The organism is Nocardioides marinus (assembly GCF_013408145.1).
Classification (GTDB): Bacteria; Actinomycetota; Actinomycetes; order Propionibacteriales; family Nocardioidaceae; genus Nocardioides; species Nocardioides marinus.
Genome location: NZ_JACBZI010000001.1, coordinates 1,631,139 through 1,653,618, shown reverse-complemented (window position 1 = coordinate 1,653,618; position 22,480 = coordinate 1,631,139). Strand labels below are relative to the sequence as shown.

Below are 22,480 nucleotides of genomic sequence, written 5' to 3'. Positions count from 1 at the left end.
CCTCGCGCGATCGCGGCGTGCTGGAGGTCCCCACGCGCGCCCGGGCAGGACTAGTCTCCGCCCATGGCCTACTTCGTGACCGGTGCCACCGGGTTCATCGGCCGGTTCCTCGTGACCGAGCTGCTCGACCATCGCGAGGGCGAGATCTTCGTGCTCGTCCGGGCCGGCAGCCGCCACCGGATGGACGCGCTGATCCGACGCTGGGGCACCGACCGGGTCACGCCGGTCGTCGGCGACCTGTCCCAGGACGGTCTCGGCGTCGACCCCGCCTGGGTGGCCGAGCACCGTGGCTCCATCGAGCACTTCTTCCACCTGGCGGCCATCTACGACATGACGGCCGACGACGCGACCAACGAGACGATGAACGTCGGCGGCACCCGGCACGCCGTCGAGCTCGCCGAGGCGCTCGAGGTGGGCTGCTTCCACCAGGTGTCCTCGGTGGCCGCCGCCGGCGAGCACCACGGCCGCTTCGACGAGACGATGTTCGACCAGGGCCAGCACCTGCCCTCGCCGTACCACCGCACGAAGTTCGAGTCCGAGCGGATCGTGCGGGAGGAGGCGTCGGTCCCCTGGCGCGTCTACCGCCCCGCGATCGTGGTCGGCGACTCCCAGACCGGCGAGATGGACAAGGTCGACGGGCCCTACTACTTCTTCCCGCTGATGAAGATGCTGCGCGACCGGTTGCCGGCCTGGTTGCCGCTCGTCGGCGTCGACCTCGGCGACACCAACGTCGTGCCGGTGGACTACGTGGCCAAGGCGATGGACCACATCGCGCACCGCCCCGACCTCGACGGCCAGGCCTTCCACCTCGTCAACCCCGAGCCGCAGCCGGTGGTCGAGGTCGTCAACGCCTTCTGCGCCGCTGCCGGGGCACCCCGCTTCGCCACACCCGTCGACCGCAACGTGACCCAGGCCGGGCCGCTGGCCCTCGTCCCCCGCATGATGCGCCCCTCGACGTACGTCGGTGCGCTGGCGCGCAACGGGGTCGTGCAGTCGGTCCTCGACCCGCTGACCAGCCAGCTCGGCGTGCCCGCGGAGGTGCTGGGCCACACCGGCTTCGCCCCTGTCTTCGACTCCCGCCGCACCGAGAAGGCCCTGGCCGGCTCCGGCATCGGCGTGCCGGACCTGGAGTCCTACGCCCGCACGCTGTGGGGCTACTGGGAGGAGCACCTCGACGACTCCTGCGGCCGCGACGCCGACAACCGGGCGGCGCTGCAGGGCAAGCACGTGGTCATCACCGGCGCCTCCTCCGGGATCGGGCAGGTCACCGCGCTCAAGGTCGCCCAGTGCGGCGGCATCCCCGTGCTGGTGGCCCGAGGCAAGGACAAGCTCGAGGAGACCCGCGCAGTCATCGAGGCCCGCGGCGGCAACGCCCACGTCTATCCCTGCGACCTCTCCGACCTCGACGCCATCGACGCCCTGTGCGCACAGCTGGCCGCCGAGCTGCCCTCGGTCGACTTCGTGGTCAACAACGCCGGTCGCTCGATCCGCCGCTCCCTCAAGCTCAGCCACGACCGCTTCCACGACTTCGAGCGGACCATGCAGCTGAACTACTTCGGCGCGATCCGCCTGGTCATGGGCCTGATCCCCACGATGCGCGAGCAGCGACGCGGGCACATCGTGAACATCAGCTCCATCGGCGTGCAGACCAACCCGCCGCGGTTCTCGGCCTACGTCGCCTCCAAGGCGGCGCTGGACTCCTGGTCCAACGTGGTCTCCTCCGAGCTGGTGGGTGACGGCATCACCTTCACCGGCATCCACATGCCGCTGGTGCGGACGCCGATGATCGCCCCCACCAAGATCTACGACAAGTTCCCCACCATCTCCCCGGCGCAGGCCGCCGACCTGGTCATCAGGGCGATGGTCGAGCGTCCGCACGAGATCAACACCGCACTCGGCAACGCCGGTGCCATCGCCCACACGGTCGCGCCCAAGCTGGCCTTCCGGATCCTCAACATGGCCTACCACGTGTTCCCCGACTCAGCCGCCGCCCGCGGCGACGCGGCCCAGGGCTCGCGGGAGACCGAGCAGATCATGCTGGCCAAGATCTTCAAGGGCGTGCACTGGTAGGAAGGACACGCCCGTCGACCTCAGTCCTTGGCCACCGGTCGCGCAGGGTCGCTGACCCAGTCGCTCCACGAGCCCGGGTACAGCGCGGCCCGCACGCCCACCAGCTCCAGGGCGAGCACGTCGAGGCAGGCGGTGACGCCCGAGCCGCAGTACGCCGCGACGTCCGCGCCGGGCACGGCCCCGACGGCGGCGTACTCCTCGCGCAGCTCGGGGACCGGGCGGAACCTCCCGTCCGCCGTGAGGTTGAGCGCGGTCGGCACGTTCACGGCGCCGGGCACGTGGCCGGCCACCGGGTCCACGGGCTCCACCTCGCCCCGGTAGCGCTCACCCGCCCGCGCGTCGACCAGCACGCTGACCGCGGGGACGTCCTCGGCGGCCACCACCGGCATCGAGCCCGGCTCGCCGTCCAGGTCACCGCGCACCGGGGCGACCTCGCCGGTCTCCACCGACCCACCGTCAGCCACCCACGCGCTCCAGCCACCGTCCAGCACCCGCACGTCCTCGACGCCGTGGTGACGCAGCAGCCACCAGGCCCGGGCGGCTGCGTGACCGGACCAGTCGTCGTAGACCACGACGGGCCCACCGCGGGTCACCCCGGCCGCGCGCATCGCTTCCAGGAACACGCCGGTCTCGGGCAGCGGGTGCCGGCCACCGCGACGGTCCTCACGGACCGGGGCGGCCAGGGCGGTGTCCAGGTCGACGTACGCCGCCCCCGGGACGTGCCCCGCCTCGTGCTCCCCGGCGCCCGGCGGTCCGCCCAGCCGGTAGCGCACGTCGAGCAGGGTCGGCGCCCGCCCGGCCTCCAGCAGCGCGCGCAGCTCGGCGGTGTCGATGAGGGGATGCACTGGCCCGGACATGCGCCCATCCTGCCGGACACCTAGGATCTCGCCCCGTGGCTGAGCTCCAGTTCTTCACCGGCACCATGGACTCCGGCAAGAGCACGCTGGCGCTCCAGACCAACCACAACCACGCCGCACGCGGCCGTCAGGGGCAGATCTTCGTCACCCGCGACCGCGCCGGCACCGGCCGCCTCTCCAGCCGCCTCGGGCTCACCCACGACGCTCTCGAGGTCGACTCCGACTTCGACTTCTGGCGCCACGTCGTCGACCACCTCACGCAGGGCGCCCGGATCGACTACCTGATCTGCGACGAGGCCCAGTTCTACTCCCCCGACCAGATCGACCAGCTCGCCAAGATCGTCGACGAGCTGCAGATCGACGTGTTCGCCTTCGGCATCCTCACCGACTTCCGCACCCTGATGTTCCCGGGCTCCGCGCGCCTGGTCGAGCTCGCCGACCGGATGAACGTGCTGCAGGTCGAGGCGTTGTGCTGGTGCGGCAAGCGCGCCACCCACAACGCCCGCACCGAGAACGGCGTCATGGTCGTCGAGGGCGACGTCATCGTCGTCGGCGACGTCGAGCAGCCCGACCAGCACGACGCCGACGTCGACATCGCCTACGAGGTGCTCTGCCGCCAGCACCACCGCCGTCGGCTCACCGCCGCCCGCGCCAAGGCGGTCTCCCTCGCCCCCGAGCCGCTCCCCTTCGGCTGATCCCACCCACTGGTTGAGCAGGCGAGCACCAGCGACCGGGCCCCCTGCTGGTCGAGCAGGCGAGCTCAGCGATCCGGGCCCCCGCTGGTCGAGCAGGCGAGCGCCAGCGAGCCGGCCCCCTGCTGGTCGAGCAGGCGAGCGCCAGCGAGCCGTCGTCGAGACCCCGTACGCCGCCAAGCAACCCCTCCATCGGCGACTGGAGGGTCTGTCGTGACCCCCTTTCACGCCACGCCCTCCGGTCCGGTTGGACTGCTGGGTCACCGTTGGCGGGCGCCTGGACGTTCGCGCTGCAGCAGGTCCTTCATTTTTCGAAGACACGGTTGCCGTCCGCTTCGCTACCGGTACCTGGTTGCGCGTCGCTCGCACGCCTTGCGGGCACGTCGAGGTGCTCGCTTCGGTTGCGGCTGGATCGTCCTCCACAGATTCGATCCCGGGCCCTCGACAGGGTTTCTTTCGAACTGGCGTTCGAGTAGAATCTCGTCATGGCACTCGGGCACCACGACACCACTGAGCAGGACTCGCCTGCGGTGTCGACCGGTGACCTGCTGAGCCTCGCCGTCGCGCAGAAGCAGGCCGCTGACGACGCCGACCGCCAGCTCTTCATCACCGTCGCTGCCTGGGCCGACCGGCACACCACCGGCGCCCTGATGCCCGATCTCTACGGCACCTACGGGCTGGCCGACGACGACGCACTGACTGCGGCCGAGAACGCGTGGGTCGCCCGGTTCGGGATGCCCGGTGCCGACACGATGCTCGAGCTCGCCGGTCCGGGTGCGCCGGAGGTGTCGGAGTTCGCGGTCATCGAGCTCGCCGCCGCACTGGGCCGTTCCACCGACTCCGGCCGGGCACTGGTCTCAGACGCCGTGGAGGCCAAGCACCGCCTGCCGAAGATCTGGGCCCGCCTCGAAGCAGGCCAGGTGCAGGTGTGGCGCATCCGGCGGGTCACCGAGGTCACCCGTCAGCTCACCGCCGACGCTGCTGCGTTCGTCGATGCGCACCTCGCCCACGTCGTCCACACCGCCTCCTTCGCCACCGTCAAGAGGCTCGCTGCCGAGGCTGCAGCCCGGTTCGACCCCGAGACATGTGAGATGGAGGAGGTCGACACCCGGGCCAGCCTCCACGTCCACCTCGACCTGGCCACCGCCTGGACCATCGGGACTGCCAACGGCGTCCCCCTCACCGGCCTGCTGGACCGCGCCGACGCCGAAGAGCTCGAGCACGCCATCCGCACCATCGCCGAGCAGCTGCTCGCCGCCGGCTCCACCGACACCCTCGACGTCCGCCGCGCCAAGGCCCTGGGCTACCTCAGCCGCGGCGACCTCACCCTCGACCTCGACACCTCACCGGCCAGCGACGCCGGTGGTCGAGCAGCGACGAGCGCCAGCGAGGAGCGGGCGTCGAGACCACCCCGCAACCCGCGCCAGGTCGTCCTCCACATCCACCTCTCAGAAGCCGCCCTCCGCGGAAACGAAGGACCCGGCACCCCCGAGGTCGACCCCGACACCGGCCGGCTCGGTTTGCACCTCGCCCGCCTCGAGAACCACCACCAGACCCTCACCGCCGACACCGTCCGCGACTGGCTCGCCGTCCCCGGCACCCAGGTGGTCGTGAAGCCGGTCATCAACCTGGCCGACCAGATCGCCGTCGACTGCTACGAGATCCCCGACCGCATCTCCACCCGGGTCAAGCTCAAGCGGACGACCTGCGTCTTCCCGCACTGCACCCGCACCTCAGCACGGGTCGACCTCGACCACATCGAGGAGTACGTCCCACCCGACGAAGGCGGACCACCCGGCCAAACAGCCACCGACCGACTCGCCCCCTTGTGCAGGCGACATCACCGAGCCAAGACCCACCCCTCGCCGGTCCCCAGCAGCCAAGCAGGCTCGACCACCGTGGCCTGGGACTACCAGCAGCTCACCCCCACCACCTGGCTCTGGACCAGCCCCCACGGCATCCGCCTGCTCGTCCACCCCGACGGCACCACCGAGCTCTGACCGAAGGCTCCGACGGCGCGCGCGGACAGGAAGCGTTAAGCGCGTCCCGCGGCGGCCTCAGGCCTCGCCGACGTCCAGCAGCACCTTGCCCACGGCCCCGCCCTCGACGGCGGCGTGGGCGTCGGCGGCCCCCTCCAGCGGGTAGTGGTGCAGCGGCAGGCCGGCGTCCTCCCCGACCCGCAGGGCACCGGCCTCGACCGCCGCGGTGACGTCCTCCGCGGCGGCGGAGAGCAGCGCGCGGTCGAGGGTGTAGAGCAGCACCCCCTGGAGACGGAGGTTCTTGGCGAAGGTGGGTCGCACGGGCACGACCGCCTCGGCTCCCCCGTTGTCGGCGTAGTAGGCGAGCGTCCCGTGCACCCTCAGCACCTCGACGTCGACGGCCACGTTGCCGGCCAGCGAGACCTCGACGACCAGGTCGACGCCCTTCGGCGCCACCGCGCGTACGCCGGCGACGGTCGCGGCCGTGCCGTCGGTGTAGTCCACGGTGTGCTGGGCACCGGCCGCACGGGCGAGCGCCGCCTTCGCCTCGCTGCTCACGGTCGCGACGACCGTGGCCCCGGCCCACCGGGCCAGCTGGATGGCCGCGTTGCCCACCGCGCCGGCGCCGCCGGCGACCAGGACCGTCCGCCCCTCGAGCGCGCCGGGGGCGAGCCGGGTGACCGTGCCCGAGGTGAGCGCCCGGTGCGCGGTGACGGCGGGGACGCCCAGGGACGCCCCGAGGTCGAAGGACGCGTCGTCGGGCAGGCGCACCAGGAGCGAGACGGGCTGGACGGTGTGCTCGGCGGCCGTGCCGCCGGGGCGCTGGTACTGCGCGAGGATGGTCCACACCCGGTCTCCGACCGAGACCTCGGTGACCCCGGGCCCGACCTCCTCGACGACACCGGCACCGTCCTGGCCGGGGACCACCTCGTCCCACGCACCGTTCATCCCGTTCGCGCGGAACTTCCAGTCCGTCGGGTTCACCCCGGCCCGCACGACCCGGACCCTGGCCTCCCCCGGGCCCGGCGTGGGCACCGGACGGTCGACCACCTCCAGGACGTCGGCGGCGGACCCGGTCTCGCGGTAGACGACAGCACGCATGGTGCCGAGCCTGCCAGAGTGCCCCAGCGCGACCACCCCCACCAGGACCGACGCCTACAGCGCCTCGGCCATCCCAGCGACCGCCCGCAGCCACGACTGGCGCGTCGCCTTCGACAGCTGCGCGTAGGGAACCACCGACCCCGCCACCAGCGCGGGGTCGTAGGGCACGCGGTAGACCGCACGCGTGCGCTGCTCGTAGACGTCGACCAGGTCGGCAGCCAGCTTGTCGTCGACGGTCGGCGAGGGGTCGGAGAGCACGGTGACGGTCTTGTGCTTGAGGTCGGCGTAGCCGGCGTCCTGGAGCGCGTCGAGCATCCAGAGCCCGGAGTAGCCGGTGTCCTCACGCACCGTCGAGGTCACGACCAGCAGGTCCGCGGACTCAGCCGCGGCCAGCCAGTTCTCGGCGCGCATGTTGTTGCCGGTGTCGATCAGCAGGATGCGGTAGAACCGCTCGAGCAGCCGGTGCACCGCCAGGTAGTCCTCGGCGCGGATCGTGCCCGTCACGTCGGGGCGCTCGTCGGAGGCCAGGACGTCGAAGTGCGCGTCGCCCTGCGAGCGCACGAAGGCCCCCAGGTCCCCGATCCGCGACTGGTAGACGTCACTGAACCGCTCCAGGTCCTCCAGCAGCTCCCGCGTGGTGTTGCGGTGCGTGCTGCGGGTCCCCCGGATGCCCAGGGTGCCGCGGGTCTCGTTGTTGTCCCACGCGACCACCCCGCCGCCACGGACCGTGCCGAAGGTGTAGCCCGCAGCCAGCACCCCGGTCGTCTTGGCCGCCCCGCCCTTGGGGTTGATGAAGGCGATCGTGCGGGGGCCGTCGAAGTCGCGCTGCACCGCGCGGCGCAGCGTCTCGTGCTCCGCCTCGGCCGGGCCCATCGCCAGGTCGGCGAGGCCCCGCGTGACCCGGTTGACCCAGCCCCGCCAGCCCCAGGTCGCCGGGCCCAGCCCGACCTCCTCGGCGCGACGGTCCAGGAAGTCCGTGGCGCTCATGAACCGGCGCGGCCCCTGCGGCTCCTCAGCCGCGGGCTGCTGGGCGGGCTGCTGGGCGGGCTGCTGGGCGGGCACCAGCGGCGCGCCGGCCACCCTGGTGGCCTCGGCGTCGCGGCGTCGTCCGTAGGCGGTGAGCTCGTCGGTGGTGTAGAGACGGTCGCTGGTGTCCCCGAGGTGTCCCTGCGTCATGAGCGGCTTCTTCCCCACCCACGAGCCGGTCACACCACCTGCTCACCTACAGCCCGGTGTCACGCAGCGCGCGCTCGACCACCCGGTGGAAGGTCGGGTAGGCGAAGTGCATGCCGCGCAGCGTCGGCACCGTCAGGCGGGCGTGCACCGCGGTCGAGAGCAGGCCGACCACCTCTCCGCCGTACGGCGCCACCACGCTCGCCCCCACCACGACCCCGCTCCCGGCGTCTGCCACGACCTTCACCACGCCGCTGGCCTCGTCGATCCAGCCGCGGGGGCTGCTGTCGACCTCGGCGGTGCCCACCACGACCGCGAGCCCGCGCTCCCGGGCCTGCGCCTCGGTGAGGCCCACCCCGGCGACCTCCGGGTCGGTGAACGTCACGCGCGAGACGGCGTGGTACTCCGCCGTGGGCCCGTCCTCCTCGAGCAGGTCGTGCACCGCGATCCGCGCCTGGTAGAGCGACATGTGCGTGTAGGCGCCGTGCCCCGTGACGTCCCCGACTGCCCACAGCCGCTCGGCGGCCCGGCAGTGCTCGTCGACCTCGACGGTGCTCGCCGTCGGGTCCAGCCCCACCGTCTCCAGGCCCACGTCGTCCAGGTGCGGCCGACGCCCGGTGGCCACCAGCAGGTGCTCGGCCCGCACGGCACCGGAGCCGGTCGTCAGCTCGAAGCACGTGCCGTCGTGGCTGACCCGCTCGACGTCCGTGCGGGTCCGCACGTCGATGCCCTCCTGGCGCAGGACCCGGGCGACGACCTCGGAGGCCTCCGGCTCCTCCGGGGCCAGGATCCGCTCGGCCGACTCCAGCAGCGTCACGCGGCTGCCGAGCCGTCCGAAGGCCTGGGCGAGCTCGCAGCCGATGTTGCCGGCCCCGAGCACCGCCAGCGACCCCGGCGCCTCCTCGACACCGAACACCTCCCGGTTGGTCCAGTACGGCGTGCCGGCCAGGCCCGCCACGGGGGGTACCGCCGGCGACGTCCCGGTGTTGAGCAGCACCCCGCGACGACCGGTCACCAGCACCGACCCCTCGTCGGTCTCGACCCGGACCCGTCCCGGGCCGTCCAGCCGCCCGTGGCCGCGCACGATCCGCACGCCGGCGGACTCCATCGGCTCGGTGTGCCCGTCGTCGTGCCAGTCGTGGGTGGCCTCGCGGATGCGCCGGGCGGCCGAGGACGCGGTGCGGCCCTCACGGGCCGCGTGGATCATCAGCTTCGAGGGCGTGCAGCCCCAGAACGGGCACTCCCCGCCCACCAGCCGGGCCTCCACGGCGACCACGTCGAGCCCCGCGCGGGCGAGCCTGCGGGCGGCGTACTCCCCGCCGGAGCCGACGCCGAGGACGACGACGTCGGTCTCGACCTGTCGCACTCCCGCTGCCACCTCAGGTGTCCAGGTGCTTGGCGCGAGCCAGGCAGAACGCCCCGTAGCAGAGGATGCCGACCGCGATGACGAACAGCAGCACCGGCCCGGCTGGCGCGTCGAGGACCGTCTGCAGGGCGACGTCGAGCCCACCGGACTTCTTGGCCTGGTGCTCCCAGGCCGCCCAGACGAACAGCCCGCCGACGACGCCGACCGCCACGCCCTTGGCGAGGTAGCCGATCTTGCCGAGCGTCACGTACGCCGAGCCGAGGTCACCGCGCTGGCCCTCGGCCTCCAGGTCCTCCCGGAACCCCTCGGTCCATCCCTTGTGCACCTGCTTGAGGCCGTAGCCGATGATCGCGGCGCCGACCGCTCCCACGATCAGCCGCCCGCCCGGCAGCCCCATCAGCTGGGCGGTCCAGGAATCGGTGCCGCCCTTGGAGCCGTCTCCGATGGCGACCTGGATCGCCGAGACGCCGATCGCGGCGTACAGGGCGGCCTTCACCGCCGCACCCCACTCGTGGTCGAAGACGACCTCGACGACCCGCCAGATCACCAGCAGCAGCATCCCGACGGCGACCCCCCAGACCAGGGCGGCCCCCATCGGCTGCGTGGCCAGCTCGTGCAGCGCGCCGCTGCTGTCGGCCTTGCCGGACTGGTCGCCGAAGGCCAGCTGGAGCGCCAGCCAGCCGATCAGCAGGTTGACCAGGCCGTACGCCGCCATCCCGACCCGCGCCGCGTGGCGCACCCAGGGGTGGTCGTCGCCGCGGTGGGCGACGTCTCCGGCGGACTGCTTGATGGCTCCCATGCCCTGATCTCTACCCGCGTCGGGAGTGGCTCGCACCACCCCCCGGGTCCTCAGCCGAGATCGTCGAGCGCGGACTCGATGGCGCGGTGGAAGGTCGGGTAGGCGTAGATCATCGTGCGCAGCGTGGCCACGGGCACCTCGGCGTGCACCGCCAGCGCGAGGTGCCCGAGGATCTCGCCGCCCGCCGGGCCGACGACGCTGGCCCCGACCAGGACCCCGCGCTCGGCGTCCTCGACGACCTTGATCACTCCGGTGCCGCCCGGTCCGTGCAGCCAGCCGCGCGAGGACTGCTCGAGGGGGGTCGTGCCGACGCGCACGGAGAGCCCCCGGTCGCGCGCCTGCTGCTCGGTCAGGCCGACACCCCCGGCCTCGGGATCGGTGAAGGTGACGTGCGGGACCGCGTGGTAGGCCGCGGGTGCGCCGTCCTCGCCCAGGACGTCGCGCAGCGCGATCGCCGACTGGTACATCGAGACGTGGGTGAACGCACCGTGGCCCGTCACGTCCCCGATCGCCCAGAGCCCGTCGCCGGCCCGGAGCCGCTCGTCGACCTCGAGGCTGCGGGCCGACGGGTCCAGCCCGACGGTCTCGAGCCCGAGGTCGTCGAGGTTCGGGGTGCGGCCGGCCGCGACGAGCAGCCGGTCGGAGTGGACGACCTGCCCGTCGCCCAGCGTGACGGTGAAGGTGCCGTCGGCGTGGGACACCGAGGAGATCTCCACCCCGGCCATCACCCGGACGCCGTCGGCGACGAGGGCGTCGGCCACCACCGAGGAGGCCTCCGGCTCCAGCGGCCCGAGGATCCTCGGCCCCGCCTCGAGCAGGGTGACCCGGACCCCGAATCGCGCCATCACCTGGGTGATCTCGGCGCCGATCGGGCCGCCGCCGATGACGGTGAGGCTGCCGGGCAGGTCGGTGACCTGCACGACCTCGCGGTTGGTCCAGTACGGCGTGTCCGCCAGCCCCTCGATCGGCAGCCGCGCGGGCCGGGTGCCGGGGTTGAGCACGACCCCGCGCGCGGCCCGGAAGGTGGTCACGGTCCCGTCGGGTGCGGTCACCTCCACCACCCCGGGGCCGGCGAGGCGACCGGTGCCGTGCAGCACCGTCGCCCCGGCGTCGGCGAGCCGGTCCACCGCCACCTGGTCGTCCCAGTGGGTGGTGGCCTCCTCGGCGATGCGGCGCGCGACCGGCGCCCACGACGCGGTCACCGAGGTCTCCCCCGCCACCCCGTCGACCCGCGAGGCCTCGGCCAGCAGGTCGGCGGCGCGCACCATCATCTTCGACGGGATGCACCCGTAGTAGGGGCACTCACCGCCGACGAGGTGCTTGTCGACGGCCACGACGCGCAGGCCCGCACGCGCCGCACCCGTTGCGAGGGCCTCGCCACCGGGGCCGAGGCCGAGGACCACGAGGTCGCACTCGGTGCTCATGGGCCCACCCTGCCAGCAGGGCGGTGAGCGGTCAGCCCCCGACGACGGGCTTGTCGCGCAGGATGGCGCTGAGGACGCCGCTCACGAAGGTGGGCGAGTCGTCGGTCGACAGGTCGCGCACCAGCTCCACGGCCTCGGAGACCGCGACCTGGTCGGGGATCTCCTCGCTGAAGACCAGCTCGAAGACGCCGAGCCGCAGGACGTTGCGGTCCACCGTGGGCATCCGCTTGAGCGACCAGTCCTTGGAGAAGCGCGTGAGCAGCTCGTCGATCTCCGCGAGGTGGTCGGCCACGCCGCGCACCAGCACGCCGGTGTAGTCGTTGGTGGGCGCCGGCCCGTCGGTCATCACCCGCTCGAGCGCCTCCACGAGCTGCTCGTCGCGCAGCTCGGCGGAGAACAGCACGTCCAGCGCCCGCTTGCGGGCCTTGGAACGGGCGGACATCAGCCCTTCACACGACCCAGGTAGGACGAGTCGCGCGTGTCGACCTTGACCCGCTCGCCCTGGTTGATGAACAGCGGGACCTGGATCTCGTGACCGGTCTCGAGGGTGGCGGGCTTGGTGCGGCCGGTGGCCGAGTCGCCGGCGACACCGGGCTCGGTGAAGGTGATCTCCATCTCGACCGAGGGCGGCAGCTCCACGAAGAGCACGCGGCCCTCGTTGGTCGCCACGATCGCCTCGTTGTTCTCGAGCAGGAAGTTCTTGGCGTCACCGACGATCTCGGGCGCCACCTCGAGCTGCTCGTAGGAGCTGGTGTCCATGAAGACGTAGGACGTGCCGTCGTTGTAGAGGTACTGGTAGTTGCGGCGGTCGACCGTGGCGGTCTCGACCTTGGTGCCGGCGTTGAAGGTCTTGTCGACGGTCTTGTTGGACTCGACGTTCTTGAGCTTGGTGCGCACGAACGCAGGGCCCTTGCCCGGCTTCACGTGCTGGAACTCCACGACCGCCCAGAGCTGACCGTCGATGTTGAGGACCATGCCGTTCTTGAGGTCGTTCGTCGTTGCCATGCGCGTGCGTCAGCCTTCGTGTTGAGGTGTCAAGAGTGGCCCCGGGGGGCCAGCGGCGGAGTCTACTGTCCGAGGTGCTCGACCAGCACGTCGAGGGCCATCCGGTAGCCCTCCACGCCGTGCCCGGCGACCACCGAGACCGCGTGCGGGGTGATCACCGAGTGGTGTCGGAACTCCTCGGGACGGTCCTTCGGCTGGGAGATGTGCACCTCCACCAGGGGCGCCTCCAGCTGCGCGCAGGCGTCGTAGAGGGCGTAGGAGTAGTGGGTCCAGGCGGCGGCGTTCAGCACCACGGGGACCCGCTCGTCGGCGGCCTCGCCCAGCCAGTCGAGCATCACGCCCTCGTGGTTGGTCTGGCGGACCTCGACCGCCAGCCCGCGCTCGAGCCCCCACTCCACGCAGCGGTGCGCCAGCTCGGCGTGCGTCGTCGTGCCGTAGATCTCCGGCTGCCGGCGCCCCAGGCGCCCGAGGTTGGGCCCGTTGAGGACCAGCACCCGGGTGCTCATGCGCGCGCCACCATCGCGTCGTACGCCGCCCGCAGGTGCTCCTCGGAGGGGCCCGCGAGCACGCGCGGGTCACCGACGCCGTGCAGCACCACGAAGCGCAGCTGGTCGCCGCGCGACTTCTTGTCCACCGCCATGGCCGCCCGCAGGTCGTCGTAGGGGGCACCCGCGTAGCCGGTGGGCAGCCCCACCCGGCCGAACGCCGTCGCGTGCCGGTCGGCGGTCATGTCGTCGAGGACGCCCGCGCGCCGGGCCAGCTCGGCGACGAAGACGCTACCGATCGCCACCGCCTCGCCGTGCCGGACGCCGTAGCGCTCGGCCCGCTCGATCGCGTGGCCCATCGTGTGCCCGTAGTTCAGCGCCTCGCGCCCGGGGTGGCCCTCCCCCGCGGTGCCGGCGGTCTCCCGCAGGTCGCCCACGACGACGTCGATCTTGACCTGGACCGATCGCTCGACCAGCTCACGCAGCTCCGGGCTGTCGGCGGTGAGCGCGGCCGGGTCGGTGGACTCGACCAGCTCGAGGATGCGGGGGTCGGCGATGAAGCCGCACTTGACGACCTCGCCCAGGCCGGCGACCAGGTCGGCGCGCGGCAGCGTCGCCAGCAGGGAGAGGTCGCACAGGACGCCGGCCGGCTCGTGGAAGGCGCCGACGAGGTTCTTGCCGGCGGCGGTGTTGACGCCGGTCTTGCCGCCGACCGCCGCGTCGACCATCGCCAGCAGGGTCGTCGGGACGTGCACGACCGGCACCCCACGCAGCCAGCCGGCCGCAACCCAGCCGCCGAGGTCCGTGGTGGCCCCGCCGCCGAAGGTCACCACCACGTCGGAGCGGGTGAACCCGGCCTCGCCCAGGGCGTCCCAGCAGGTCGCCGCGGTGGCCACCGTCTTGGCGGCCTCGCCGTCGGGCACCACCAGCTCGGTGAGCCGGCGGTCGGCGGCCAGGGCCTCGCGCACCGGCGCGGCGAGCTCGCGCAGCGTCTCGGGCACCACCAGGGCGACCCGCGCCGCTCCGTCGCCGAGCAGCCCGGTGAGCCGGTCGGCGACCCCGTGGCCGATGACGACGTCGTACGGCGTGGGGCCGGCGACGTGCAGGGTGGTCTCGCCCGTCGGTGCGCTCACGCGTCGACCCCCTGCAGGAGGGCCTCGATCGCGTCGGCGACCTCGTCGGGGGTGCGGCCGTCGGTGTCGACGGTGTGGGTGGCCACGGAGGCGTAGACGGGGGTGCGCTCGTCGAGCAGCGCCTTGACCCGGGCCCGCACGTTGCCCATGAGCAGCGGCCGGGAGGTGCCCAGGCCCACGCGCTTGACGGCGTCGCCGAGCCCGACCTGCAGGAAGACCACGGTGTGCTCGGCGAGCAGCTCGCGGGTGCCGGCGTCGAGCACCGCTCCCCCGCCGAGCGAGAGCACGCCGTCGTGCTCGGCCAGCGCCCGGGCCACCGCCTCGCGCTCCAGCGCCCGGAAGGCGGCCTCCCCGTCGTCGACGAAGATGTCGGAGATCTCGCGGCCCTGGGCGGTCACGATGTCGGAGTCCGTGTCGCGCACCGTGGCGCCCCACCGCTGCGCGAGCAGCGCGGCCACGGTGGTCTTGCCCGCACCCATGGGGCCGACCAGCACCACCCGGGGACGCGGCTCGTGCCCGGCCGGGGTCACGACCGCGACCAGGACAGCACGCCCGGCAGCGCCGCGAGGTAGCCCTCGAGGTTGCGCCGGGTCTCGGCCACGGAGTCCCCGCCGAACTTCTCCAGCACGGCGTCGGCGATCACCAGGGCCACCATCGCCTCGGCGACGATGCCGGCGGCCGGGACCGCGCAGACGTCGGAGCGTTGGTGGTGGGCCACGGTCTCCTCACCGGTGGACACGTCGACGGTGCGCAGCGCCCGCGGCACGGTCGCGATCGGCTTCATGGCCGCCCGGACCCGCAGCACCTCACCGGTGGTCATGCCGCCCTCGGTGCCGCCGGAGCGCGCGGAGGTACGCCGGATGCCGCCGTCGCCGGGGACCATCTCGTCGTGCGCCAGCGACCCGGGGGTCGCGGCGAGCTCGAAGCCGTCACCGACCTCGACACCCTTGATCGCCTGGATCCCCATCAGGGCGCCGGCCAGCCGGCTGTCGAGGCGACGGTCCCAGTGCACGTGCGAGCCCAGGCCCGGGGGGAGGCCGTGCACGACGACCTCGACGACGCCGCCGAGGGTGTCGCCGTCCTTGTGCGCCTGGTCGATCCGCTCCACCATCGCGGCGGCGGTCTCGGGGTGCAGGCAGCGGACGGGGTCCTCGTCGAGGGTGGCCACGACCGCGGGGTCGGCCGACTCCGGCCAGACACCCGCCGGGGCGCGCACGCCACCGAGCTCGATGACGTGCGAGACGATGCCGATGCCGCCGACCTGCTCGAGGAAGTTGCTGGCCACCCGGCCCAGCGCCACCCGCGCGGCGGTCTCGCGGGCGGAGGCACGCTCGAGGATCGGGCGGGACTCGTCGAAGTCGTACTTCTGCATGCCGGCCAGGTCGGCGTGACCGGGGCGCGGCCGGGTCAGCGGCGCGTTGCGCCCGGTCTCCTTGAGCTCGCCGGGGTCGACCGGGTCGGCCGACATGACCTTCTCCCACTTCGGCCACTCGGTGTTGCCGACGTTGATCGCGACGGGGCCGCCCTGGGTCTCCCCGTGGCGGACACCACCGACGATGGTGACCTCGTCCTGCTCGAACTTCATCCGCGCACCTCGGCCGTAGCCGAGGCGACGCCGGGCCAGGGAGTCGGCGATGTCGTCGGAGGTGACCCGGACGTGGGCCGGCAGCCCCTCGAGGATCGCGACCAGGGACGGGCCGTGGGACTCGCCCGCGGTGAGCCAACGCAGCATGGGCTCAGTGTTTCACGCGGGGACGGCGCCCCCCGCTCGGGTCACGCGGTCATGAGATCGGCCAGCCCGGGACCGGCCACCAGCCCCACGAGCGCGCCCAGCACCATGAACGGCCCGAACGGGTAGGCCGCGCGCAGCAGGCTGCGGTCGCGGCGCACCAGCGCCAGCAGCAGCCCCGGCACCGCGAAGAGCAGGAAGGGGGCGTAGGTCCCCACCACGAGCTCGGCCCAGCCGGCACGGCCCAGCACCAGGCCGAGCAGGGCGGCAAGCCGGACGTCGCCGAAGCCCATGCCGGCCGAGTGGACGAACCACAGCACCCAGTAGATCGATCGCGCCGCCACCAGCCCGACCAGGGCGCGCAACGGTGCGTCGTGGTCACCGGTGACCGCCCACTCCAGCGCGAGCAGCCCGAGCAGCACGCCCGTCGCCGGGAGGACGATCCGTGACGGCAGCAGTCGGGTGTGCCAGTCGATGAAGGCCAGGGCGACGCAGGCCGGGGTCGCCACCAGGACGGCGGCCAGCGCCCAGCCGCTGTCGAGCACCGCGCCCGCGGCCCCGGCGGACACGACCCCGGCCAGCACCGCCCCCGGCAGCAGCCGTGGCCCCCGCGCCACCTCGGAGGTGCGCGCCACCAGCCATGGGACGCCGAGGCAGAGCACCCCTCCCAGCAGGGCGCCCACCAGCGCCCCGGCCGGTCCGCTCACGACCGGGCCCGCCCGGCGCGCTCGAGCAGCGCCCGCTCGCCGGCGTCGCGCAGCACGGCGACCGGCACGGAGGACCCGGTCATCTGCGCGACCTGCAGGACCGCCTGGTGCACCAGCAGGTCCAGGCCCGAGACCACCGCGAGCCCGGCGCGCTGCGCGGCCGCGGCCAACGGGGTCGGCCACGGGTCGTAGAGCGCCTCGAAGAGCAGCGCTGCCCCGCTGCGGTCGATCAGCGCGGGGTCCTGGGCGTCGGCGGGGACGGTCGAGACCAGCACGTCGGCCGGCGAGACCCGAGTGGCGGACTCCACCGCGAGCACCTCGGGAGCAGCGTCGTGGCGGCGGATCGTCGCGAGGGTCTCCTCGGCCCGCTCCACCGAGCGCACCAGCAGCTCCACGCGCGTCGCCCCGAGGTCGCACAGGGCGAGCCCCACCGAGGCCGCGGTCGCCCCGCCGCCGACCACGAGGACACGGGCCGGGACGGCGTCGTACCGCTCCCGGACGGCGGCCGCCGCGCCGGGGAGGTCGGTGTTGTCGGCACGCCAGGCCCCGCCGTCCCGCACCAGCGTGTTGGCTCCCCCGGCCGCGTGGACCCGCGGGTGGCACTCCCACCCGCGGTCACCGGCGAGCGCCAGCAGCTCGCGCTTGAGCGGCATCGTCAGGGAGAGCCCACGCCAGGTCTCGTCGAGGCCGTCGAGGAAGCCGGCCAAGGTGCCGCCCGGCACCCGCACCGCGTCGTAGGACCAGTCCGGCAGGTCCAGCGCGTCGTACGCCGCACGGTGCAGCACCGGCGAGAGCGAGTGCTCCACCGGGTCGCCGAGCACCGCGCAGCGCGTGGTCACGCCGGGCCGCACCGGCTCAGCACCGGTCGGACTGGGTCGCGCAGTACTCGTCGAGCTCACGCTTGAAGCCGAGGAACTCGTCGTAGTCGTCGGTGAACTTGGTCTCGCCGGTGCGCAGGTTGACCGTCACGTAGAAGAACCACGGACCGTCGGCGGGGTTCGCCGCGGCGTCGATGGCCGCGTCGCCCGGGGCCTCGATCGGCCCGGGCGGCAGACCCTTCTGCCGGTAGGTGTTGTACGGCGAGTCGGCGACCGAGTCGATCTCGTCGGTCGTCAGGCGCGCGATCGGCTCGCGGCCCAGCGCGTAGTTGACCGCCGCGTCGACCTGCAGGAAGCCCGCCGAGGGGTTCGGCTCGATCTCGAGACGGTTGTAGATGACCCGCGCGACCTTGGGCATGTCGTCGCCACGCCCCTCGGCCTCGACCAGGCTGGCGATCGTCATCAGCTCGTGCGGGGTGTAGCCCAGCGCGTCCGCGGCCTCCTCGAGACCAGCCTCGTCGGCGGCCTGCCGCCACCGGTCGACCATGGCCTTGAGCATGTCCTTCGGCTTGGCCTTGGGGCCGAAGTCGTAGGTCGCCGGGAAGAGGTACCCCTCGGCGTCGCCGCCGGCGTAGTCCGGGAGGCCGATCTTCTCCGGCTTGGCCAGGGCCTTCTCGAAGTCCTCGACGTCGTAGTCGGTGCTGGCAGCCAGTCGTTCGAGGATGTCCACGACCCGCAGCCCCTCGGGGACGGTGAGGCTGCTCTTCACGAGGTTGGCGGGGTCCACCAGCACGTCGATGGCGTCCGCGGCGGCCATCTGCTTCCTCAGCGAGTAGAACCCCACCTGGATGCCGCCGGCGTCGGGGTCGGCGTTGGCGGCCGCGATGCAGGCGTCCACCGAGGCCACGACGTCCTTGTCCGCCATCGCCCGGCAGATGATCGTCGAGGTGTCACCGCTGACCACCTCGATGGTCACCGAGCCCTTGCCGGGGCCCGGGTAGTCCTCGGGGTCGGAGGCCAGGTCGCGCAGGAAGGCCATGCCGGCGTTGCCGGCCCACCACAGTCCGCCGGCCACGACCGCCAGCGCCACGAGCACGGCCAGGCAGCCGGGCACCCGGCTGCGGCGGCGCCGGCGGCGCCCCGCCTCGAGCGGCAGCTCCCCGGGGAGCCCGTCGTCGGGGTGGTCGTCGCGGTGGTCGTCGGGGTGCTCCTCGTGGCGGTCCTCGGTCATGCCTGCCTCTCCAGGATCTCCCCCGGCGGCTTGCCCGAGGCACGTTCGGTGTCCAGCGCGTGCTGCAGGATCACCACTGCGGCGGCCTGGTCGACCATCGCACGGCGCTTGCTGCCCTTGCGACCCTGGTCGCGGAGCATAGCCTCCGCCGACACCGTGGAGAGCCGCTCGTCGACCAGGCGCACCGGCACCGGGACCCGCTCGGCCAGCGCCGCCGCGAACTCGCGGACCTTCACCGCCGCGGGGCCCTCGCCGCCGCCGAGCGAGCGCGGCAGCCCGACCACGACCTCGAGGACCGTGGTCTCCTCCTCGAGGTCGGCCACGATCCGGCGCAGCCGCGCCAGGTCGCCCTTGCCGCGGCGCACCGTCTCCACGGGGGTCGCCAGGAACCCCGAGGGGTCACTGCGCGCGACACCGATCCGGGCGTCGCCCGGGTCGATGCCCACACGGGTGCCGTGCCGCATCAGGCTCCGACCGCGCGTCCGACCTCGGTACGCACCAGGGACAGCGCCTCGTCGACCCGGGAGGCGTCGGTGCCGCCGCCCTGGGCGACGTCGGCCTTGCCGCCGCCCTTGCCGCCCAGCAGGGGCGCCACGGCCCGCACCAGGTCACCGGCCGAGACACCGCGCTCCTGGGCCAGGTCGTTGGCGGCCGCGACGACGGCGACCTTGCCGTCGGCCACGCCGACCACGACCACGACGCCGGGTTCGCCCTGCGGGAGCCGACCGCGTACGTCGGTCGCGAGCGTCCGGACGTCGCCCCCGCCCGCGCCGTCGGCCCGGTGGGCCACGACGTTGACCGGGCCGACCTTCGTCGCCGAGGCCGCCACCTGGCCGGCCGCGGCCAGCAGCTGGGCCACGCGGGCACGCTCGATCTCCTTCTCGGCGGCCTTGAGCCGCTCGACCAGGTCGCCGACCCTCCCGACCAGGTCGTCGGGCTGGGTCTTGAGCAGACCGGTGAGCTGGTGGACCACGTCGCGCTCACGGGCGAGGTAGGCGAAGCCCTCCACCCCGGTGTAGGCCTCGATGCGTCGGTTGCCGGAGCCGACCGACGCCTCGCCGGTGACGACCACGGTGCCGATCTGGGAGGAGTGGTCCACGTGCGTGCCGCCGCACAGCTCGCGCGACCAGGGGCCACCGATCTCCACGACGCGCACCTTGGACTCGTCGTAGGTCTCGCCGAACAGGGCGATGGCGCCCCAGTCCTTGGCCTCGGGCAGCGTCATGTAGTCCCACGAGACGGGGAGGTCGGCGCGCAGCGCGCGGTTGGAGACCTCCTCGATGTCCTTGAGCTGGCCGGGCGTCAGCCCGGTGGTCCAGCCGAAGTCGAGGCGCAGGTAGCCGGGCCGGTTGTAGGAGCCGGACTGCAGGGCGGTGGGACCGAGCACCTCGCGCAGCGCAGCGTGCACCACGTGCGTGCCCGAGTGGGCCTGGCGGGCGCCGATGCGCCACTCGGGGTCGACCTGGGCGTGCAGCGGGCTGCCGGAGCCGAGCGCGAGCTCGCCGTCCACGACCCGCACCTGGTGGACCACCAGGCCACGGACCGGGCGCTGCACGTCGAGCACCTCCAGCCGGACGCCGTCGACCTCGATGATGCCCGCGTCGGCGGCCTGGCCACCGGACTCGGCGTAGAACGGGGTCCGGTCCAGCACCAGCTCGCCGACCTCACCGGCGGCCAGGCCGGTGGCGGGCGCGCCACCGACCAGCAGCGCGAGGGCGCGCGACTCGGTCTCCAGGGTCTCGTAGGCCAACCAGTCGGTCGGGCCGTGCTCGTCGAGGATGCCGCGGTAGACGCCGGTGTCGGCGTGCTGGCCCTTCTTGGACTTCGCGTCGGCCTTGGCACGCTCGCGCTGCTCGGCCATCAGGGCCCGGAAGCCGGCCTCGTCGACGCTGAGCCCGGCCTCGGAGGCCATCTCCAGGGTCAGGTCGATGGGGAAGCCGTAGGTGTCGTGCAGCGCGAACGCCTGGGCGCCCTGCAGGACGCTGCCGCCGGACTGCTTCACCGAGGCGGCGGCGTTGTCGAAGATCTGGGTGCCGGCCTCCAGCGTCTTGCGGAAGGTCTCCTCCTCGGCGTACGCGACCCGGCTGATCCGCTCCCACCCGGTCTCGACCTCGGGGTAGGACAGCTTCATCCGGTCGCGGCTGACCGGCATCAGCTCGCGCAGCGCGTGGCCGTCGTAGCCGAGCAGGCGCATCGAGCGCACCGCGCGGCGCAGCAGGCGGCGCAGCACGTAGCCGCGGGCCTCGTTGCCGGGGGTGACGCCGTCGTTGATGAGCATCAGCGCACTGCGCACGTGGTCGGCGACCACGCGGAAGCGCACGTCGTCCTCGGCGTTGGCGCCGTAGGCCCGGCCGGTGAGCTCGGAGGCCTTCTCGATGACCGGGAAGACCTCGTCGATCTCGTAGAGGTTGTCCTTGCCCTGGAGCAGGTAGGCCACCCGCTCCAGGCCCATGCCGGTGTCGATGTTCTTGGCCGGCAGCGGTCCCTCGACGTCGAAGTCGGCCTTGGAGCGCACCGTGGAGAGCGACTCCTGCATGAACACGAGGTTCCAGATCTCCAGGAAGCGGTCCTCGTCGGCGTTCGGGCCCCCGTCGGGGCCGTACTCCGGTCCGCGGTCGATGTAGATCTCCGAGCACGGGCCACCGGGGCCGGGGACGCCCATGTTCCAGTAGTTGTCCTCCAGGCCGCGCTCCTGGATGCGCTCGTAGGGCAGGCCCGCGATCTCGTGCCACAGCTGCTTGGCCTCGGTGTCGCTGGGCAGCACCGTCACCCAGATCTTCTCGGGGTCGAAGCCGTAGCCGCCGTCGTCCTGGGAGCCGGTCACCAGCTCCCAGGCGAAGCGGATCGCCCCCTCCTTGAAGTAGTCGCCGAAGGAGAAGTTGCCGCACATCTGGAAGAACGTGCCGTGGCGGGTGGTCTTGCCGACCTCCTCGATGTCCAGGGTGCGCACGCACTTCTGGACGCTCGTGGCGCGGTCCCACTGCGGGGTCTCCTGGCCCAGGAAGTAGGGCTTGAACGGCACCATGCCGGCGTTGACGAACAGCAGGTTGGGGTCGTCGAGCAGCAACGACGCCGACGGGACCACCGTGTGGCCGTGGCGCTCGAAGTGCGCCACGAACCTGCGTCGGATCTCGGCGGTCTCCATCAGTTGTTCCCTCTCTCCAGCTGCTTGGTCTCATGGGACGGCACGCCCAGGCGGGCGCGCACCTCGGTTTCGGCGTCCGCGCGGCCCTGCGCGACCTCGTCGCGGAACATCCGGGCGCCGAGCGCGACTGCGCCCAGCCGGTCCTGCAGGCCGTCGGCGGTCAGGATCTCCGCGGCGCGGCGGCCGCGCACCATCGCGTAGACCCCGGCCCCGGCCCCGGCTGCGAACCAGAGGCCGCGCCTCATGCGGCCTGCTCCGCCGCTCGCTGGCGGGCGTGCAGGTCGCGCCGGGCGGCGCGCAGGTCGGCGCGCCGCTGCTTGCGGGCGCGCTTGACCTCGCGACGCATCTCGAAGCGGATGCGGTGGCGCACCTCGGGGCTCAGCGCCCGACGCAGGCCGGCGGCCAGCGTGGTCGCCTGGACGGCGGTCTCGCGCAGCACCATGTCGGCGAAGACCGGTGCCGGCAGCATCGGCGCGGGGCCGGTCCTGTCGTCGCCGCGCTCGTCCGGGTCGTCCTCGCCGAGGTGGGTGATGAGGTACTCCCGCTCCTCGGTGCGAGCCTCCGGCACCGGTCGGGCCGCCAGCGTCTGCTCGAGGTGCAGCAGGCGGTCGAGCACCACCGCGGACTCCGCGTCGGTGCGGGCCAGAGTGCGCCGGGTCGTGACCACGACGACGACGAGGGCCCCCAGCAGGAGGAGCAGCAGCGCGGCGACGGTGCCCAGCACCGCGACCACCGCCCAGGCGGGGGCGCTCCACTCCTGGCTCAT

General features: G+C 73.2%; 22 protein-coding genes. 3 read left to right on the top strand and 19 right to left on the bottom strand.

Annotation, left to right across the window (positions count from 1 at the left end):
• Positions 1-63: 63 nt before the first annotated feature.
• The gene (locus BKA05_RS07845; protein ID WP_179530934.1) at positions 64-2,070 is read left to right on the top strand and encodes an SDR family oxidoreductase; all 2,007 of its coding nucleotides are present in this window, start codon (positions 64-66) and stop codon (positions 2,068-2,070) included.
• A 20-nt stretch (positions 2,071-2,090) separates the two neighbouring features.
• Here BKA05_RS07845 and BKA05_RS07840 read toward each other — a convergent pair whose 3' ends face one another.
• Positions 2,091-2,927 (bottom strand): sulfurtransferase, encoded by an 837-nt coding sequence (locus BKA05_RS07840; protein ID WP_179530933.1) that lies wholly within the window; start codon positions 2,925-2,927, stop codon positions 2,091-2,093.
• A 35-nt stretch (positions 2,928-2,962) separates the two neighbouring features.
• Between BKA05_RS07840 and BKA05_RS07835 the strand changes: the two genes are divergently transcribed.
• The gene (locus BKA05_RS07835) at positions 2,963-3,622 is read left to right on the top strand and encodes a thymidine kinase (RefSeq protein WP_179530932.1); all 660 of its coding nucleotides are present in this window, start codon (positions 2,963-2,965) and stop codon (positions 3,620-3,622) included.
• A gap of 482 nt (positions 3,623-4,104) precedes the next feature.
• Entirely contained in the window at positions 4,105-5,619 is a 1,515-nt protein-coding gene (locus tag BKA05_RS07830; protein ID WP_179530931.1) for an HNH endonuclease signature motif containing protein, read from the top strand.
• Positions 5,620-5,676: 57 nt separating this feature from the next.
• Here the strand turns inward: BKA05_RS07830 and BKA05_RS07825 are convergent, their stop codons facing one another.
• From BKA05_RS07825 to BKA05_RS07745, 18 genes are all read right to left on the bottom strand, one after another.
• Positions 5,677-6,699, bottom strand: a complete 1,023-nt coding sequence (locus BKA05_RS07825; RefSeq protein ID WP_179530930.1) for an NADPH:quinone reductase — start codon at positions 6,697-6,699, stop codon at positions 5,677-5,679.
• A 54-nt stretch (positions 6,700-6,753) separates the two neighbouring features.
• Positions 6,754-7,875 (bottom strand): MinD/ParA family ATP-binding protein, encoded by a 1,122-nt coding sequence (locus tag BKA05_RS07820; RefSeq protein WP_246289773.1) that lies wholly within the window; start codon positions 7,873-7,875, stop codon positions 6,754-6,756.
• Positions 7,876-7,921: 46 nt separating this feature from the next.
• On the bottom strand, positions 7,922-9,238 hold the full coding sequence (locus tag BKA05_RS20255; protein WP_179530929.1) for an FAD-dependent oxidoreductase: 1,317 nt from the start codon (positions 9,236-9,238) through the stop codon (positions 7,922-7,924).
• Positions 9,239-9,251: 13 nt separating this feature from the next.
• A complete protein-coding gene (locus BKA05_RS07810) occupies positions 9,252-10,037 on the bottom strand; it encodes a DUF1206 domain-containing protein (RefSeq protein ID WP_179530928.1) in 786 nt (261 codons plus the stop codon).
• A 50-nt stretch (positions 10,038-10,087) separates the two neighbouring features.
• Entirely contained in the window at positions 10,088-11,461 is a 1,374-nt protein-coding gene (locus BKA05_RS07805) for a dihydrolipoyl dehydrogenase family protein (RefSeq protein ID WP_179530927.1), read from the bottom strand.
• A 31-nt stretch (positions 11,462-11,492) separates the two neighbouring features.
• A complete protein-coding gene (nusB, locus tag BKA05_RS07800; RefSeq protein ID WP_179530926.1) occupies positions 11,493-11,903 on the bottom strand; it encodes a transcription antitermination factor NusB in 411 nt (136 codons plus the stop codon).
• A complete protein-coding gene (gene efp, locus BKA05_RS07795) occupies positions 11,903-12,466 on the bottom strand; it encodes an elongation factor P (RefSeq protein WP_179530925.1) in 564 nt (187 codons plus the stop codon). Before efp ends, nusB begins: the two co-directional genes overlap by 1 nt.
• A gap of 62 nt (positions 12,467-12,528) precedes the next feature.
• The gene (locus BKA05_RS07790; RefSeq protein WP_179530924.1) at positions 12,529-12,972 is read right to left on the bottom strand and encodes a type II 3-dehydroquinate dehydratase; all 444 of its coding nucleotides are present in this window, start codon (positions 12,970-12,972) and stop codon (positions 12,529-12,531) included.
• Positions 12,969-14,084, bottom strand: a complete 1,116-nt coding sequence (aroB, locus tag BKA05_RS07785; protein WP_343045568.1) for a 3-dehydroquinate synthase — start codon at positions 14,082-14,084, stop codon at positions 12,969-12,971. Before aroB ends, BKA05_RS07790 begins: the two co-directional genes overlap by 4 nt.
• Positions 14,081-14,614: a shikimate kinase gene (locus BKA05_RS19360; RefSeq protein ID WP_343045567.1), complete on the bottom strand. Its 534-nt coding sequence runs from the start codon at positions 14,612-14,614 to the stop codon at positions 14,081-14,083. Before BKA05_RS19360 ends, aroB begins: the two co-directional genes overlap by 4 nt.
• Positions 14,611-15,816 carry a chorismate synthase gene (gene aroC / locus BKA05_RS07780; protein ID WP_179530922.1) on the bottom strand — a complete coding sequence of 402 codons (1,206 nt, stop codon included), beginning with the start codon at positions 15,814-15,816 and terminating at the stop codon, positions 14,611-14,613. The genes BKA05_RS19360 and aroC overlap by 4 nt, the downstream gene beginning before the upstream one ends.
• 41 nt (positions 15,817-15,857) lie before the next feature.
• Complete coding sequence (locus BKA05_RS19625; protein ID WP_179530921.1) at positions 15,858-16,520, bottom strand: prepilin peptidase; 663 nt, start codon at positions 16,518-16,520, stop codon at positions 15,858-15,860.
• The gene (locus tag BKA05_RS07770; RefSeq protein ID WP_343045566.1) at positions 16,517-17,359 is read right to left on the bottom strand and encodes a shikimate dehydrogenase; all 843 of its coding nucleotides are present in this window, start codon (positions 17,357-17,359) and stop codon (positions 16,517-16,519) included. The genes BKA05_RS19625 and BKA05_RS07770 overlap by 4 nt, the downstream gene beginning before the upstream one ends.
• A 16-nt stretch (positions 17,360-17,375) precedes the next feature.
• On the bottom strand, positions 17,376-18,569 hold the full coding sequence (mltG, locus tag BKA05_RS07765) for an endolytic transglycosylase MltG (protein ID WP_179530919.1): 1,194 nt from the start codon (positions 18,567-18,569) through the stop codon (positions 17,376-17,378).
• Positions 18,566-19,033 carry a Holliday junction resolvase RuvX gene (ruvX, locus tag BKA05_RS07760; RefSeq protein ID WP_179530918.1) on the bottom strand — a complete coding sequence of 156 codons (468 nt, stop codon included), beginning with the start codon at positions 19,031-19,033 and terminating at the stop codon, positions 18,566-18,568. Before ruvX ends, mltG begins: the two co-directional genes overlap by 4 nt.
• Positions 19,033-21,714, bottom strand: a complete 2,682-nt coding sequence (alaS, locus tag BKA05_RS07755) for an alanine--tRNA ligase (RefSeq protein WP_179530917.1) — start codon at positions 21,712-21,714, stop codon at positions 19,033-19,035. Before alaS ends, ruvX begins: the two co-directional genes overlap by 1 nt.
• Positions 21,714-21,959 carry a DUF6167 family protein gene (locus tag BKA05_RS07750; RefSeq protein WP_179530916.1) on the bottom strand — a complete coding sequence of 82 codons (246 nt, stop codon included), beginning with the start codon at positions 21,957-21,959 and terminating at the stop codon, positions 21,714-21,716. Before BKA05_RS07750 ends, alaS begins: the two co-directional genes overlap by 1 nt.
• On the bottom strand, positions 21,956-22,480 hold the full coding sequence (locus tag BKA05_RS07745; RefSeq protein ID WP_179530915.1) for a hypothetical protein: 525 nt from the start codon (positions 22,478-22,480) through the stop codon (positions 21,956-21,958). The genes BKA05_RS07750 and BKA05_RS07745 overlap by 4 nt, the downstream gene beginning before the upstream one ends.